The organism is Dactylosporangium sp. NPDC051484, assembly GCF_040689395.1.
Classification (GTDB): Bacteria; Actinomycetota; Actinomycetes; order Mycobacteriales; family Micromonosporaceae; genus Dactylosporangium.
The window spans coordinates 22,339-39,330 of the sequence record NZ_JBFAZX010000001.1; the positions used below are offsets into that span (position 1 = coordinate 22,339).

General features: G+C 75.6%; 4 protein-coding genes. 2 read left to right on the forward strand and 2 right to left on the reverse strand.

The window, feature by feature from the left end; genetic code table 11:
* Both AB0367_RS00115 and AB0367_RS00120 read right to left on the reverse strand, forming a co-directional pair.
* The gene (locus tag AB0367_RS00115; protein ID WP_366223944.1) at positions 1 to 3,873 is read right to left on the reverse strand and encodes an amino acid adenylation domain-containing protein; all 3,873 of its coding nucleotides are present in this window, start codon (positions 3,871 to 3,873) and stop codon (positions 1 to 3) included.
* Positions 3,873 to 13,016, reverse strand: coding sequence for an amino acid adenylation domain-containing protein (locus AB0367_RS00120; RefSeq protein WP_366223945.1), 9,144 nt, complete (start codon positions 13,014 to 13,016; stop codon positions 3,873 to 3,875). The genes AB0367_RS00115 and AB0367_RS00120 overlap by 1 nt, the downstream gene beginning before the upstream one ends.
* 334 nt (positions 13,017 to 13,350) lie before the next feature.
* On the opposite strand from AB0367_RS00120, the gene AB0367_RS00125 reads away from it, so the two are divergent.
* Both AB0367_RS00125 and AB0367_RS00130 read left to right on the forward strand, forming a co-directional pair.
* Positions 13,351 to 15,207, forward strand: a complete 1,857-nt coding sequence (locus AB0367_RS00125) for an ABC transporter ATP-binding protein (protein WP_366223946.1) — start codon at positions 13,351 to 13,353, stop codon at positions 15,205 to 15,207.
* A complete protein-coding gene (locus AB0367_RS00130) occupies positions 15,207 to 16,988 on the forward strand; it encodes an ABC transporter ATP-binding protein (RefSeq protein WP_366223947.1) in 1,782 nt (593 codons plus the stop codon). Before AB0367_RS00125 ends, AB0367_RS00130 begins: the two co-directional genes overlap by 1 nt.
* The last annotated feature ends 4 nt before the right edge of the window (positions 16,989 to 16,992 follow it).

Consider the following 16,992-nt stretch of genomic DNA (forward strand, 5'->3'; position numbering starts at 1 on the left):
TCAACACCTTTCGATCAGGCCGGCGGCGGCGTCGGCGACCGCGGGGAACCGCACGATGCCGTGGTGGTCGGTCGGCACCACGCGGTGCGTCGCGCCGGCCCTCGTGTACGGGCCCCAGTCGGTCTGCGTGACGGCGCCGGAGCGCAGGCTCTCCGCGGCGTAGACCACGTGCAGCGTGCAGCCCACCGGGGTCGGTGACCAGGTGCGGAACAGGCTGGTCTGGGCGGCCATCGTGCGCAGCCGGCGCTCGACCTGCTCCTCGTCAGGCGCGGACCCGCCGCCCTCGCCGGCGGCGGCGTCCTGGGCGAGCGCGCGCAGCTGCGCGTCGGAGTACTCGTCGGCCGTACCCAGGCCGCAGTCCCACAGCTCGGTGAAGCCCACCCGCGGGCCGCCGCGCCGCTCCACCTCGGCGGCCACCGCCACCGCGATCAGGCCGCCGAGCGACCACCCGAACAGGTTGACGGCCGGGGCCCGGACGGTGCGCAGCAGCTCGTCGGTATACCGCTGGACCAGCTCGGCGACGTCCCGCGGTTCCGGCCCGGCGCCGGCCACGCTCGGGGACCGCACGCCCCACACCGGGACACCCCGCGGCAGCAGGCTCACCAGCGGCGCATAGCTCAGCACCGAGCCGCCGAGCGGGTGCATCACGACCAGCGGCGTGCCACTGCCGGGGGCGACGGCGACGACCAGCGTCCGGTCGTCGGTCTGGGCTGGTGCGGTACGCCGGAGAAGCCCGTCGATCGCATCGGCCATGGTCGCGAGCGTCCGGGCGCGGAACGCGACGTGCGCCGAGAGCTGGACGCCGAACGCCTGCCGGATCCGCCGCAACAGGGCCGTGAACTGCAGCGAGTTGCCGCCGGATCCGAAGAAGTCCACGTCGGGCCGATCGACGGCGACACCGAGCAGCTCGGCCCAGAGGCTCGCCAGCCGCGCCTGTGTGCCGTCGGCGAGTCCGGTTGCCTCAGTTGGCGCGACATCCGCGGCCGGTCCAGGTGCGACGGCCAGCCGGGCCAGCGCCCGCCGGTCGAGCTTGCCGTTGGCGGTGGTCGGTAGCCGGTCGCACCGGTGGAACGCGCTGGGTACGAGGTGCGCCGGCAGTTCGGCGGCCAGTCGCCGGGCCGCGGCGTCGGCCACATCGGGCTCGGCGCTCACCAGGAACGCGGCCAGGCGAGGTGACCGGCTCTCGGCCCCGGCCACCGTGACGGCGGCGTCGAGGACCCCCGGGACGGTTCGCAGCACCGACTCGATCTCGGTGAGCTCGATGCGGTAGCCGCGCACCTTCACCTGCGCGTCCGCCCGGCCCAGGAAGTCGATCTCCCCGTCGGCGTTCCACCGGCCCACGTCGCCCGTGGCATACCAGCGGCGGCCGCCCGGCCCGGGCACGAACCGGTCGGCGGTGCGGGCGGGCTGGCCCAGGTAACCGATCGCCAGCTGCGGGCCGGACAGGTGGATCTCGCCGGGGAAGCCCGGCGGGACCGGCCGCAGCGCCTCGTCCAGGATCTCCACCCGGCAGCCGGGCAGGGGACGGCCGATGGTCGGCCGCGGCCGGGAGGCGTCGATCCGGCACCCGGTCGCGTTGACCGTGAACTCGGTCGGCCCGTACACGTTTACCGCGGTCAGCCCGGCGGCCGCGGACAGCCGGCGCCACAGCTCGGGCCGGACCGCCTCGCCGCCGAGCACCAGGATCCGCAGGCCGGTCCGGCCGGCATCGAGCAGGCCCGCGTCGGCCAGTGCCTCCGCGTGGGTGGGGGTGCAGTCGACGGCGTGGACGCCGTGCGCGGCCAGCAGCTCGACGAAGAGCACCGCGTCGGTGCGGCTCTTGTCGTCGACGACGAGCACCGGGTGGCCGTCGCCGAGCAGCTGGACGGCCTGCATGGAGGCGTCGAAGTACAGCGGCGCGTTCATCGCCACCGTGCTGCCCTCGGTCAGCGACCCGAAGACCAGCTCGTCCATCGCCGCGCCGAACGCGGTGAGGCTGTCGTGCCGGACCGCCACCGGCTTCGGGTCGCCACTGGTGCCGGAGGTGAAGATGACGTACGCGGCGTCGGACGGCCGGGGCGAACGCCCGGTCGGGGCGTCGGCGCCGGATTCCGGGATGCCGACCGTCGGCAGCCCGGACCAGCCGAGCCGCTCGGTGTCCGGGTCGGCAACCACGGCCCGAACACCAGCCGTGCGCAGCATCCGTTCCCGGCGCCCGGCCGGCAGCGCGGGATCGAGCGGCACGCAGACCGCCCCAGCGGCCCAGATCCCGAACAGGGCCACGACCTGCCCGGTAGATCGGGGCAGCGCGATGGCCACCCGGTCGCCGGGGCCGATCCCGGCAGCCACGAGCCGGTGGCCCAGCGCGTCCGCCGTGACCACCAGGGTGCGGTAGTCCACGGCGGCGCCGCCGCTTTCGCTGCCCAGCACGGCCGGGCGGTCCGGGTGGGCGGCGGCGCGGTCCCGCACCCGCTCGGGCAGGGTCCCCCGGAAACGCTCCGGCAGCGGCGACCCGGCGCCGAGCCGCGCCACCAGGGACTGCTGCGCCTCGTCGGTCAGCAGGGGCAGCCGCCGCAACGGCCCGGCGTAGCCGTCGGCCAGCGCGGTGAGCGCCGCGCCGACCGCCCCGGCGAGCGCCGAGGCGGTCTGCTCGCTGTACAGCTCGACGGCGTACTCGAGGAAGCTCGGCGCGGACGGCGCGGCGGCCAGGTGGAGGGTGAGGTCGAACTTCGCGTCGACCCGATCGACGAGGTACGGCCGCACGACCAGCCCGGCCAGCACGAACGGTTCGTCGCCGTGGTGCAGCTCGAGCGCGGCCTGGAAGACCGGCGCCGTGCCGGTGCCGCTGCGCCCCACGGCCGCCACGATGTCGTCGAACTCCACGCCGGAGTGCGACAGCGCGCCGAGCACCGTGCGGTGGGCCGCGTCGAGCAGCTCCGCGGGGGTCGCGTCCGGCGGTGCCTCCATCCGCAGCGGGACCGTGCGCATGAGGAACCCGACGGTGCCCTCCGCGCGCGCCTCGGCCCGCATGTTCACCGTCGTGCCGATGACGATGTCCTCCGCCGCGCAGAACCGGGCCAGCACCGCAGCGAACGCCGCGAGCGCGAGGTCGAAGAGGGAAGCACCGGACGCGGCGGCGGCTCGGCGGGCTTTGTCCGTCCATTGCGCCGGCAGCGGTACGGCGACGCGCCGCCCCGCGAACCCGTCACGCGCGTCGCGCGGGCGGTCGGTCGGTAGCACAGGCACGTCCGGCAGGTCCGCCAGCCGCGCCCGCCAGTAGGCGAGGTCCGCCTCGCGCTGGGCCGCAGGCGCGGCCTCGAGCGCGCGCTGCGCCGCCACTGCGGCGGACGGGGCGGGGAGGGTCGCGGGGTCCGCGCCGGCGTAGACGGCGCTCAATTCGGCCAGCAGCACCTGCATCGACTCGCCGTCGCAGACCAGGTGGTGCAGGGCCAGGACCAGGACGGCCTCGGCCGGGCCGCGGCGGATCAGCCGGGCGCGCACCAGGGGCCCGTTGGCCAGGTCGAACGGCTGCGCGGCGCAGGCCCGCACGGCGTCGGGCACGCGGTCGGGGGAGGCGCGCAGATCCTCCTCCTCGAACGGGAAGCCGCCCTGCGCCGGCAGCCCGGCCATGCGCGGCTCGTCGAACCGGTCGACCACGACGGCGCGCAGCCCGCTGTGCCGGGCGTAGAGGGTGTCGAGCGCGCGGCGCAGCGCAGGCACGTCCACCGCGCCGGTCAGCTCGAACGCCTCGACCACGTTGTAGAGCCCCGCCTCCGGCGCGAGGGCCGAGGCCGTCCAGAGCCGGCGCACGATGGCCGGCAGCGGCGGGAGCCGGCGCCCCACCGCCGCCAGCTCCTGCGGGGTCAGCGCGGCAAGCTGATCTGTCAGCCGCATCAGGCGTCGCTCCCATCGTCGTGGCCAGCCGTCGGGCTCGCGATCCCGCTCAGGATCGTGAAGATGTCGGCCTCTTCCTCTTCCTCCGGTGCGGCGTGCACCTCGGCCGGCGTGGTCGTCGCCGCCACCAGTCCGGCCATCGCCGCCACCGTGCGGTGCTCCATGAGCGCGGCCAGGGGAACGTCCACGCCGAGCCGGTCGCGGAGGCGGGCCCGCATGCGCATCACGGTCAGCGAGGTGCCGCCGAGGTCGAACAGGTCGTCGTCCGGGCCGGGATCGGCGGCACCCACCAGCTCTTTCCAGAGCGTTCGCACCGCGGCGGTGACGTCGTCCCCGCCGGTCGCCGGGGCAGGGTCGTCGTCGACCCGTTCGTCCGTCACCGCATCGGTGGGGGGCACCCAGTTGCCGTACCTGGCGGCCAGGTCGCCCCGGGAGACGAAGACGCTGCCGAGCTCCGACCGGATGCACCGCAGCAGGGCCTCGAACGCCTCCCGCCCCGGCAGCGCCAGCTCCTCCAGCGAACTGCGCTGAGGGGCGGCGTCAGTGTCCTCGGGCAGCCGCCACCCGTCCCAGCCGATCGCCACCCATGGCGCTGCGTCCCGCCGCTCCTGCTGGGCCAGCACGTGCTGGTAGGCGTTGACCGGGCCGTACAGCGCGAGACCCGGGCCGCCCAGCAGGGCCGCGTTGGACGACATGAGCACGCAGAAGTCGAGGTCACGTCCGCGCAGCAGCCGGCGCAGCACCTCGGAACCGGCCACCTTGGCCGCCGACTGGGCGCGCACCGCGTCGGCGAGCCCGGGACCGACCAGGTCATCGAGCGCGGCGAAGCTCGCCGGCGAGGTGATGTCCCCGGCGCAGTGGATGACCCCGTGCACGGCGCCGTGCCGCTGCTCGACATCGTCCAGCAGGGCCCGCAGCGCCGGCTCGTCCGTCACGTCCAGAGCATGGACCTCGACCCGGCCGCCTGCGGCGGTGATCCGGTCGACCGCCCGGCGGCGCCGCTCGCCCTCCTCACCGGCGGCGTCCAGCCCGGTCCGCTGGAGCAGGATCACCGTCGCCGCCGCCTCCCGGGCCAGGCACTCGGCGAGCCAGCGCCCGTAGCGGCCCAGGCCTCCGGTGATCAGGTAAACGCCGTGGCGGCGAAGCGGGCCGTCAGCGCCGGACGGCACCTCCGGCACCGGCATGATCATCGGCTGCCACAGCGTCGTGCCCCGCGCCGCGAGCACGGCCGGGACCTCGGGACGGCTCAGCACCCGCGCCAGCAGCCCGGGGGCGGCCGGGGTGTCACCGGCGTCGAACGTCACCACCTGGACGCCCGGGCGCTCCTGGCGGACCGTCAGGCCCGCGGGGGCGGCCAGCGCGGCGTACGGCTCCAGTCGCTCGACGCCGAGCACGTCGCAGGCGCCGGCGACGACGACGCACACCCGCGCACCGGATGGTGGCGCCGCGTCCAGCAGCTCCAGCAGGTCGCCGACCCGCGCCGAACCGGCGAGCGGGCGCAGGTCGACCACCCAGCCGGCGCCGGCCTGCTGCCATGCCTCCGCGGCGGTCCGCGCCGCGGTGACGGTGCCCAGCGCGTCGGCCCAGGCCCGGTGCTCCGGTCCGCCGTCGCCGAGCAGCACCAGCCGGGGCGGCTCCGCGGGGCGGCCGGGCCGCACGGGTATCCGTTGCCAGCCTCGTTCCCAGAGACGGGCGGACGTCACCGGGCGGCCCGCCGGTCGTGGCGGCAGGAGCGGCCGGCGCCGCAGCGGCACCACCGGCACGGGCACGTCCCGGTGCCTCGACGGGGTCCAGTCGATCGGCACCCCGCGCTCCCACAAGTCGGCCAGGCAGCGCGCGAAGTGCACGTCCTCCGGCCGCTCGTCGCGGCTGCCGCCCGCGACCGCGCTGACGGACACGCCCGGCGCCGCGCCCTGCGCGATGGTGGTCAGGCCGCGTCCCGGCCCCACGTCGACGAGCACCGTGTCGCCCGTGGCGGTCGCGCTGGCCAGGCACTGTCCGAACCGGACGGTGCCGCGCAGCTGGCGGGCCCAGTAGTCGGGCGAGGTGGCCGTGGACAGCACCGCACCGGTGACGTTGGAGTACAGCGCGACGGTGGGCTCGGCGGGGCCGATCCGGGCAACGAGGTCGCGGTACTCGTCGAGGAACGGGTCCAGCAGCGGCGAGTGGACGGCGCCCGGCACCGCCACCCGGCGGTGGTCCACGCCTCGCTCGGTGAGGCGCCGCTCGAACTCCGTCAACGCCGCCAGCGAGCCGGAGACCACACACTCCTGCGGCCCGCTCACCACGGCGACGACGAGGTCGCCGTCCAGCAGCGGCGCGACCCGATCGGCACCGGCGGCCACGTAGGTGGAGCCGCCGCCGACCCGCTCGAAGATGTCGCCGCGCAGTGCCGCGATCCGCAGCATGTCCTCGGCGTCGAACACCCCGGCGAGGGCCGCCGCCGGCAGCTCTCCGAGGCTGTAGCCGACGACCCCGGCGACGGGCACCCCGAACGTGCGCAGGGCGCGTGCGACGGCCAAGCCGTACGCGGTGTTCGCGACGAATCCGAAGCTCGGCTGGGCAAGCAGTTCGCTGTCGCTGCCCCAGAGCAGCTCTCGCAAGTTCCGGCCGGTGAGCCGGCGCACCGGGTCGGCCAGGGCGAGGAGCTCGTCGTGGAAGGGGGCCACGGTCTCGAACAGCCGGCTCCCCGAGCCCGGCCGGTGGCTCCCCCCGCCGGGGAACATCAGCACGACGGCCGGGTTGCCCGCGGTGACCGGCCCCCGGGGACGGCGCAGCGCCGTACGGACCTGCTCCGGGTCGGCCCCGACCTCGGCCCGGCGGACCGCGAACGTCGACCGGCTGCGCCGCAGGGTCGCCGCCGCGGCCGCGGCACCGTCCACATCGGACGACAGCGCCGCGGCGAACGCCGCCGCGAATCCGTCCACGCCGACGGCATCCGGCGCGGACAACGGCACCACCAACACATCCGGCAGCGGCGATGCCGGACGCGGCTCGACGATTGCCTGCTCGACGACGACGTGCGCGTTCGTGCCGCCGAGGCCGAGCGCGTGCACGGCGGCGCGTCGGGGCCCATCGCCGGTCGGCCACGCGCGGCTCTCCCGGTGCACCACGAACGGGCTCTCGGCCAGGCGCAGCGACGGGTTCGGCTCGCGCAGCGTCGGGATGCCCGGCAGCACCCCGTGCTCGACGGCCAGGCACGCCTTGATCAGCCCCAGGACACCGGCCGCCGCGTCGGTGTGGCCGATGTTCGCCTTGAGCGAGCCGAGCGAGCACACCCCCACCGCGTCGCTGCTCTCCCGCCAGACCCGGGTGAGGGCGGTGACCTCGATGGGGTCGCCCAGCGCGGTTCCGGTGCCGTGCCCCTCGACGTAGCCGACGGTCCCCGGGTCGATGCTGGCCCGGGCGAAGGCCGCGCGCACCACCTCGACCTGCCCGCCGACGCTCGGCGCGGTGAAGCCGGTCTTGGCCGCCCCGTCGTTGTTGACGGCGCTGCCCCGGATCACCGCGTGGATGTGGTCGCCGTCGGCCAGGGCGGCCGCCAGCGGCTTCAGCACGACGATTCCGGCGCCGTCGCCGCTGACGATGCCGCCGGCGGCGTGGTCGTACGGCCGGCAGTGGCCGTCGCGGGAGTAGATCCCGCCCTCCTCATAGCGGTGACCGCGCCGCACCGGGTGGCGCAGCGCGACCCCGCCGGCAAGCGCGGTGTCACACTCACCCGCGGCAAGAGCCTGGACCGCCAGGTGTACCGCGACCAGCGACGTCGAACACGCGGTGCGCACCGAGAGGGCGGGCCCGCGCAGGTCGAGCAGGTGCGAGACCCGGGTGGCGAGAAAGTCCTGGTTGGTGCCGAGCTCCCAGGCGATGCGCTCCGCCTGGTCGAGGCCGCCGGCGTCGGGACCGGCCCCGTGGCTCTCCTCGCTACTGCCGGCGAACACGCCGATCCGTCGGTTGCCCGGGCGGGCCAGCACCCCCGCCGACTCCAGCGCCTCCCACGCGCAGTCCAGCAGGAGCCGGTGCTGCGGGCTGACCAGCCGGGCCTCGTCATCGGCGAGGCGGAAGAAGGCGGCGTCGAAGTCGTACGGGTCGTCCAGCGGCGCGCAGACGGGCACGTACTGCGGGTCGTCCGCCAACTCTTCCGGCACGCCGGCCGCCACCAGCTCCGCCGCGGTGAACCGGCGGGCCGCCGACACACCGTCACGCACGGCTGCCCAGAACTCGGCCGGCGTCCGCCCGACCGGCGTCCGGCAGGCCATGCCGATCACCGCGACGGCGAAGCCGGGGTCCCCGCCCGGCACGACCGGGGCGATCGAGGCCGGCTGCGGTTTCGCCCCGGAAAGGAACGCGGCCTGGGCCTGCACGGTCGGATGCTCGAACAGGTCGGTGACGGTCGGCGCGGTGCCGAACGCCTCCGCCAGGCGGGCCCGCAGGCGCAGGATGAGCAGCGAGTTGCCGCCCGCGTCGAAGAACCCGACGTGGGGATTACCGGGACGGGTGCCGAGCACGGCGGCCCAGACGTCGGCGACCCGGGCCTCGGCCGCGGTCATGGTGGTCGCCGGCGCGGTCAGCGGCCGGCCGGTGAGGCGGGCCGCGGCCGCGCGGTCGACCTTGCCGTTGGGCAGCCGGGGCAGCGCCGGCACCAGCAGCATCTCGGCGGGGACGGCCGCGACCGGCAGCCGCGCGGCGAGGTGCCGGCGCAGCTCGGCGACAGCCGGCTCGCCGGTGAGCACCAGCCGGGCGACGAGGCGCGCGTCGCGACCGCTGCCGGCCACCGCCACCGCCGCCTCCCGGACCGCGAGGTGGCTGGTGAGCGCAGCCTCCACCTCTTCCAGCTCGACCCGCTGGCCGCGCAGCTGTACCTGGTTGTCGCGCCGCCCGAGGAAGTCGAGCTGGCCGTCGGAGGTCCAGCGGACCCGGTCGCCGGTGCGGAACAGGCGGGCGCCCGGGCGGGTCCCGTAGGGATCTGGCACGAAGCGGGCGGCCGTGCGGGCCGGGTCGTTGAGGTAGCCGTTCGCCACCCCGGCGCCCCCGATCGCCAGCTCACCGACCGCCCCCGGGGGCAGGAGCCGGCCGACGTCATCGATGACGCGGGCGGTCGCCCCGCCGATGGGCCGGCCGATGGGGACCCGCGGCAGCGATCCGTCGCCGGGCAGGGTCACCCGGCGGGTGGCGTCCACTGTGGTCTCGGTCGGGCCGTAGGCGTTGACCAGCGTGACGGCCGGCAGGAGCCGGTGCGACTGCGCCACCAGGCCGGGCGGGACCTCCTCGCCGCCGCAGAAAACGAGCCGAAGGCCCTCGGCGGCGACGAAATCGGGCTGCTCCAGCAATGCCTGCAGCAATGCGGGAACGGTCTGCAGCACGGACACCCGCTCGGCCCGCACGAGCCGGGCCAGCCCCTCGACATCGGCTGCCTGAGCCGGCGGCGCGACGACCAGCGGCGCACCCCGGCCCAGCGGCCCGAGCAGTTCCCAGACCGCCACGTCGAAGCCGGGCGAGGTGTGCAGCAGGACCCGGTCATCCGGCGTCAGCGCGAACTCGGCGTCCACCCAGCCGAGGTGGCCGGCCAGCGCCGCCCGGGACACCGCCACGGCCCCCGGCACACCCGTCGACCCGGAAGTGAGGATCACATACGCCGTGGCCGTCGCGGCCACCGGCGCCGGCGGTCCTTCGTGCCGGCCGGCCTCGGTGAGCTGCGCCGGCCGCACCGTGGGGCACTCCGTCGCCGCTTCGGGCCGGTCGGCGACCAGGAGGTCGAGGCGGCCGGCGGTCACCGCCTGGGCGATCCGCTCGGCGGGCCAGTGGGGATCAAGCGCCACCACCGCGGCGCCGGACTCCAGCACCGCCAGCCAGAGCGCCACCAGCTCGACCGAGCGGGGCACGGCGACGCCGACGTGACCGCCGGGCGCCACGCCCGCGGCGGCCAGCCCGGCGCGGTACACGTCGACCAGACGCAGCAGGGCACCGTAGGTCCACGCCCCTTCGGGCGTGACCGCGGCGACGTCGTCGGGGCGGGCCCGGCCGTGGCGGCGCACCGGTGCCACGGCATCGTCGCGCGGGCTGGCGGGGTCACCCGTGCCCCAGGCGAGCAGGCGCGAGCGCCACCGATCGGACAGTAGCTCCAGGTCGCCGACGCGCTGCCCGGGCCGCAGGCACACCGCGGCGAGCCCGGCGGCGAGCTGATCGAGCAGGGCATCGGCCCGGGCCCGGTCGCCGGCCCCGGCGGCCACGTGCAGGGCGACGGTCGCCGGGGCGTCGTCGTACTCCGTCACGACCAGGTCGAGATCGACGGTCGGCCGCGGCGCCGGCACCGCGCGGGGGACCGCGGCCAGCACCCCGGCCCGGTGGGTCGGCGCCCGTTCCACGGTCACCATGACCCGGGCCGGCTGCGCGGTCGCGTGGTCGGCCCGCATCCGCGCGCTGTGCTCGGCGTACGGGCGAAGGCGGTCGTCCAGTGCCGCCGCGACCGCCCCCGCCGTCTTGGCGCAGAGCGCGGGCACGGTGGCCGACTCGTCCGGCTCCACCACCACGGGCACCGTGTTGACGAAGCAGCCGATAGCCGGCCGGGCCGGGTCGATGCCGTGGTCCTCGCGCAGGTCGACCGGGGTCGCCACCACGAAGGCCCGGTCCCCTTCCTGGCGGCCGAGCACCGCCGCCCACACGCTCACCGTCAGGGCGAACACGGAGACGCCGAGGTCGGCGGCGCATCGCCGGACCCGGTCCCACAGGTCGTCGGGGAGGTCGGCGACGACCCGGATGGCGCCGATGGCCGCTCCGGCCGGGTGGTCCAGCGCGAGCCCGGGCGGGGCGGGCAGGCGCGGCGCCGCACCGCGGGCCGCCGGGGGACGCCGCGGGTGGCCGGTCGGCGCCGGCGGGTCGCCGCCGGTGGCCACGGCGAGTACCGCGGCCACGAACACGTCGGCGGAAGGACCGTCGAAGACCGCGTGGTCGACGGCGACGAGCAGTTCGTGGCGGACCGGCGACCGCCGCACCACGGCGGCCCGCAGCGGGCCCGCCGCGGCTCCCAGCTCGGCCCGCAGCTCGCGGAGCAGATCGTCCACGGCCGCGTCCTGCGCGCCGGCGGCGAGCGCGGACAGGTCGACCGTGCGCACCGGCACCGGTTCGTCGTGGCGGACGGCCCGGGGCACGTCGCCGTCGAGCACGCCTCGGGTGCGAAGCGCGGGATGGGCCTCGACCACCCGCTCGACCGCGCCGCGCAGCGTGGCCAGGTCGGCCGGGCCGGTCAGCGTCCAGTGCAGCGGGATGTCGTAGGCGCTGCCCGGTCCGAGCCGGGCCCGTTCCAGCCAGAGGGCGTGCTGCTGCGGCTCGAAGCCGGTGACCGGCGGACCCGCGTCGGTCACCGGGCCGCTCGCGGGGCCGGTCACGGGGTCATCACCGGGGTCGAGTAGCCGGTCAAGGGCGCGCACGGTGCGGGCCTCGTGGACCTGCCGGACGGACAGTTCTCCCAGGCCGGCGCGGTGGACCCGGGCGACCGCGCGCACGGCCGCCAGCGAGTGCAGCCCGAGGCCGAAGAGGTCGGCGTCGGGGTCGACCGGGGCGGAACCGAGGACCGCCGCGAAGACGCCCCCCAGCCGGTCGATGCGGGCAGAGCCCGCGTCCGAGCCCTGGTCTTGGTCCAGGGCGAGCGCCGCGGTGTCCACCTTCCCATTCACCGTGCGGGGCAGTGCGGCGCGCACCAGGATGCGGCTCGGCACCTCGTGGGCCGGCAGCCGCTCGGCGAGGCGGGCCTGGAGCTCGGCCGCGGACACACCGTCGGCGGCGACCCAGGCGACGAGCGTGTCGCCGAGGTCGCCGACGGGACGCACGTCGGCGGCTGCGTCGCGCACGCCGGGCAGCCGGCGCAGGGCCGCCTCGACGCCGGCCGGCTCCACCCGGTGGCCGCGGACCTTGCGCTGCCGGTCGATCCGGCCGAGGACGACGAGCTCGCCGTGCTCCGTCAGCAGTCCCCGGTCGCCGGTACGGTAGGCCCGCCGGCCGTGGCCGCCCGGGTCCGCCACGAAGCGCTCGGCGGTCTGCTCCGGCGCGCCGAGGTAGCCCCAGGACAGCTGCGGGCCGGCGATCAGGATCTCGCCCGACGTTCCCGCCGGGACGTCACGCAGGTGCTCGTCGACCACCCGCAGGCGCACCTCGTGCAGCGCCGGGCCGACCGGGAGGGCCGGCTCGCCACCGGCGCGCGGTGCGAGCGCCACCGCCCCGGCCGCGACGCCGATGCAGGTCTCCGCGGGGCCGTAGTGGTTGACGACGCGGCAGCGGGCGCCCGCCCGCACGAGGCCCTCGACGAGGTCCGGGGTGAACGCCTCGCCGCCGCACACCAGCAGTTCCGTCGGCAGAAAATCGCCGGAGGGGTCGGCGGCCAGCAGCGCGCGGAGGTGGCTCGGCGTGGTCTTGTAGGCGTCGAGCCGGTGCCGCCGCTGGTACGCGGCGAAGGCGGCCGGGTCCTGGGCCACCGGCCGCGGCACCAGGTGGAGCTGCGCACCGGCGAGGAGCCCGGCGAAGACGGTGGTGTAGCCCAGGTCCGCCGCCAGCGTCGTGACGACGCCGATGCGCCGGCCCCGCAACCGCTCCAGCCCGCCGAGGACCGGCAGGATGCCCGCGAGGTAGCTCTCCAGGGCGCTCAGCGGAACGCCGATGGTCTTCGGCGCGCCGGTCGTGCCGGAGGTCTGGATCAGGTAGGCGAGCCCGCCGGCGGCCCGGCCCGGTGCCGCGGTGGCGGGACCCTCGCCGGCGGCGTCGGCCGCCGCCCAGCCGATCCCGGCGGCGGGGGCGATCCGCTCCGCGCGTGCGGCCGACGTCGACGAGACGAGGAGAAGGCCCGCACCGGTACGGCGGAGGCGTTCGACCAGCTGCCCGTCGGGCAGGTCGGGATCGAGGGGCAGCCACGGCACCCCGGCAGCCAGGCAGCCCAGCATGGCGGCGAGCGTGTCCGCCGATCGGTGCGCCAGCACGGCCACCGATCGGCCGCTCCGCACTACCGCTGCCAACGCGGCCACCGCACCGGCCCGAGCGGCCAGCTCGGTGCCGGACGTTGCCACGTCCCGGCCGGTCGAGTCGGCGGCCACGACCGCGAGGCCGTCGCCGAGGTCGCGGAGCGCCTGTTCGATGCGCTCGTTCAGAGAGCTGGTCACGCGACCATCAGGGCCGAGCGAGAAGGATTGACCGCATGGATGTCTGCGCGGCCCGGTCGCCTTGTACCGGGCCCAGGTAACGGCACCGCACCTACCTGGATCATTCCGAAGTTACCTCCGGCTCTGAACGCGGTCGATCCACCTCGAGATGATCAATGTGCACGCGTCGATGCGCCAGTGACCTGGTCTCTTGGTAAGATCCGAAGCCTGTACGAGCTTATCGATCACTGCGAGTGTTGACAACAGCCACTGCGAGCACTGGGAAAGCGACTACCGGATGTTCGACGCTACGTCACCGAGCCCTTCCAGAGCATCGATGTGGTGGCAGGAGGCAGTGCGCCCGCGATTGCTGGTCGTCCGCGAGTTCCGCGCCGCGGGCCTGCCGCTGACCGGCGCGCTCGCCCTGCTCAACGTGGCGCTGGGGGCCGCTCCGCTCGGGTTCGTGCTCGCCACCAGCGTGCTGATCGGTCGCGTCCCGGAGGCGATGCGCTCCGAGCGGTGGGACATCCTCTGGGCCCCGTTCGCCGTCGCGGCGGGCCTCTTCCTCCTTCAGCAGGTCCTGGCGCCGCTGCAGTCCGCGCTCGGCGAACTGGTCAAGCGGCGGGTCGACGGCGGGATCTACAACCGCCTGATGGCCACCGCCAGTAGCGGGCCGGGCATCGCCGCGCTCGAGGACCCACAGGCGGTCGCCTCGCTGAGCGAGGCCAGCCGCTGGCTGCAGGGCACGGAGAACACGCCCGGCAAGGCCTGCGCCGGGCAGCTCGCGCTGATCGCCCGGTACACCCGGCTGCTCGGCCTGGCGGCCATGCTCGGCGTGGTGACGTCGTGGTATCTCGGCCTCGGCCTGGTCGGCGTGGTGCTGCTCTTCCGATACGGCAACCGGGGCGGGCTGCGCAAGTACTCCGTGGCCCGCCGCAGCCTCATCGCGGCCGGCCGCCGCACGGACTACCTCCGCGACCTCGCGTCGGACGCGGCGGTGGCGAAGGAACTGCGGGTGTTCGGGCTCGGCCAGTGGCTGCGCGGCCAGTACCGGGACAGTTACGACGAGAGCATGGACTTCACCTGGCGGGCCCGCCGGCGCGTCTACGTGGCGCCGTACCTGGCCATCACCGTCGTCGCGTTCCTCGCGACGGCCGGGCTGCTGGCCGCGGTGGCGACCCGCAGCGCCGCCGGCGAGCTGTCGCTGACGGCGCTGTCCCTGGCGGTGCAGGCCATCGCCGGCGGCGTGCTGCTGGGCGACTACTACGCCGAGGCGGACGTGCCCACCCAGTTCGGGATGACGGCCAACCGCGCGGCCGACGAGTTCCGGCAGCGGGCCCGCGAGCTCGCGCCGACGCCGGCACCGGACGATGCACCGGGACGGCAGGCCGATCCGAGTGGCCTGCCGCGCGCGCACATCCGCTGCGTAGGCCTGACGTTTCAGTACCCAGGCGCGGCCCGGCCCACGCTGAACGGCCTGGACCTGGAGCTGCGCGCCGGGCAGTGCACCGCCATCGTCGGCGTGAACGGGGCCGGCAAGACCACGCTGGTGAACCTGCTCGGCCGGCTGTACGAACCGACGGCGGGGCGCCTGGAGGTCGACGGCATCGACGCCCGGACCTTCGACGTCGACCAGTGGCGACGCCGGCTCAGCGTCGTCTTCCAGGACTTCATCCGCTACGACTTCACCGCCGCGGACAACATCGCGCTCGGCGCGCCCGACGTGCCCTTCAGCCTGCCGGCCGTGCGCGAGGCCGCCGAGCGCGCCGGGGTGCTGGAGATCCTGGAGCGGCTCCCGCGCGGGCTGCAGACCCCCATGTCGACGCAGTACACCGACGGGGCCTCGCTGTCCGGGGGACAGTGGCAGGCCCTGGCGATCTCCCGGGCGGTCTACGCCATGCAGGCCGGCGCGCAGGTCCTCGTCCTGGACGAGCCCACCTCGGCGCTGGACATCCGGGCCGAGGCGCGGTTCTACGAGAACTTCCTGGAGGCGACCCGGGGTGCCACCACCGTGTTGATCTCCCACCGGTTCTCCACCGTTCGCCGCGCTGACCACATCGTGGTGCTGGCGGACGGGCGGGTGCTGGAGCAGGGCAGCCACGCGGAGCTGGTGGCCGCCGGCGGCCGGTACGCCGAGATGTTCGCTCTGCAGGCAACCCTGTTCGCCGGCCCCGTCGGCGCACCGGCCGAGGCGACGGAAGGAGGGGCCTGATGCGGGAGCTCGTCCTGGCCATCGGCACCGTCGGGGGCATCGCGCTACGCCGCAGCCCCGTTCGCATGATCACCGCGGTGGTGCTGATGGTGCTGCAGGCGGTCGCGATGCCGCTCGCCGCGCCCTGGCTGGGCGCTCTGGTGGACGCCGCGATCGACCGCGATCCGGCGGCCGCCACCCGGGCGGGGACGGCCATCGCCGTCGCCCTGATTGGGGCGGTGACGTTCGGCCACTTCGCGCACATCGTGTACTTCGAGCTCATCGAGCTGCTGATCGCCGATCTCGACGAGCGCCTGATGCGGGTGGCCGGCGACTCGGACACGATGGCCCATCACGACCGGCCGGAGTACGCCGACCACCTCGCCGCCGTACGCCAGCAGCTGCACCGGATCGCCTGGAGCCTCCAGGCGCTGCTCAGCGGCACCGGAATCCTGACCGCCATGGTCATCACCGCGATCATCCTGGCCCGGGTGAGCCCGTGGCTGCTCCTGCTGCCGCTCCTGGCGATCCCGCCGCTGCTCACCGGCCGCCGCGCCGAGGCCCTGGTGGACGCCGCGCGGACCACGAGCGCCGAGCGCAGCCGGCTCGCCCTGCACATCTACGGGCTGATGACCAAGGCCAGTACCTCCAAGGAGGTCCGGCTGTGCCGCCTGACCCCGCGCCTGCTCGACGAGCACGGGAAGCTGTGGCGCGAGACGACGGCGACCCTGTGGCGCGCGGAGATCCGCGCGGCGGCCCTGCGCATCGCCGGCCTGCTCTCTTTCGCCGTCGGCTACCTCGGCGCGGTGCTGCTGGTCGTCGACCACACGGTCCGGGGCAACGGATCCGTCGGCACCGTCGTGCTCACCGTGTCGCTCGCCGCGCAGGTGCACTTCCAGGTGAGCCACGGCATCGGCCTGCTCCAGGAGATGGACGGCGCGGCCTCCGTCGTGCGGCGGCTGCGCTGGCTGGAGAGCGCCGCCGCCCAGTCCGCGCCGCCGCCCGGCCACGCCGTGCCGGAGCGCATCACGACCGGGATCCGGCTGCGCGGGGTCGGCTTCAGCTATCCGGAGGCCGAGGGCCCGGTGCTCGCCGACGTGGACTGCGTCCTGCCCGCCGGTTCGACGGTGGCCCTGGTCGGGGAGAACGGCGCCGGCAAGTCCACCCTCGTCAAGCTGCTGTGCCGGTTCTACGACCCGGCCGCCGGCGCGATCGAGGTGGACGGCGTCGACATCGCCGGCTTCGCCGTTCCCGAGTGGCGCTCCCGGATCGCGGCCGGCTTCCAGGACTTCGCCCGCTTCCAGCTGCCGGTGCGGCAGACGGTCGGCGTGGGTGACGTGCCGCGCGTCGACGACGAGGCGGCCGCGGCCGCCGCGCTGGAGCGCGCCGGCGGCACGGACGTCGTCGAGGGACTGCCGGACGGCTGGTCCACCCAGCTGGGCAAGGCCTACGCGGACGGGGCGGAGCTGTCCGGCGGCCAGTGGCAGAAGCTCGCGCTCGGCCGCGCCATGATGCGCACCGACCCGCTCCTGCTGATTCTGGACGAGCCGTCCGCCGCCCTCGACGCCGAGACCGAGCACCGCCTCTTCGAGCAGTACGCGGCCGGTGCGCGGCAGGCGTCCCAGCGCACGGGCACCGTGACCCTCCTCGTCACCCACCGCTTCTCCACGGTCCGGATCGCGGACCTGATCATCGTGGTGGGCGACGGCGGAATCCTGGAGTTCGGCAGCCACGCCACCCTGATGCAGCGGGGCGGCACGTATGCCGAGCTGTACTCGATCCAGGCGGCCGCCTACCGCTGAGCAC

Bases quoted from the DNA above. Each gene is read 5' to 3' on its own strand.
- AB0367_RS00115 (WP_366223944.1), bottom strand. From the start codon at position 3,873: ATGCGGCTGACAGATCAGCTTGCCGCGCTGACCCCGCAGGAGCTGGCG.
- AB0367_RS00130 (WP_366223947.1), top strand. From the start codon at position 15,207: ATGCGGGAGCTCGTCCTGGCCATCGGCACCGTCGGGGGCATCGCGCTA.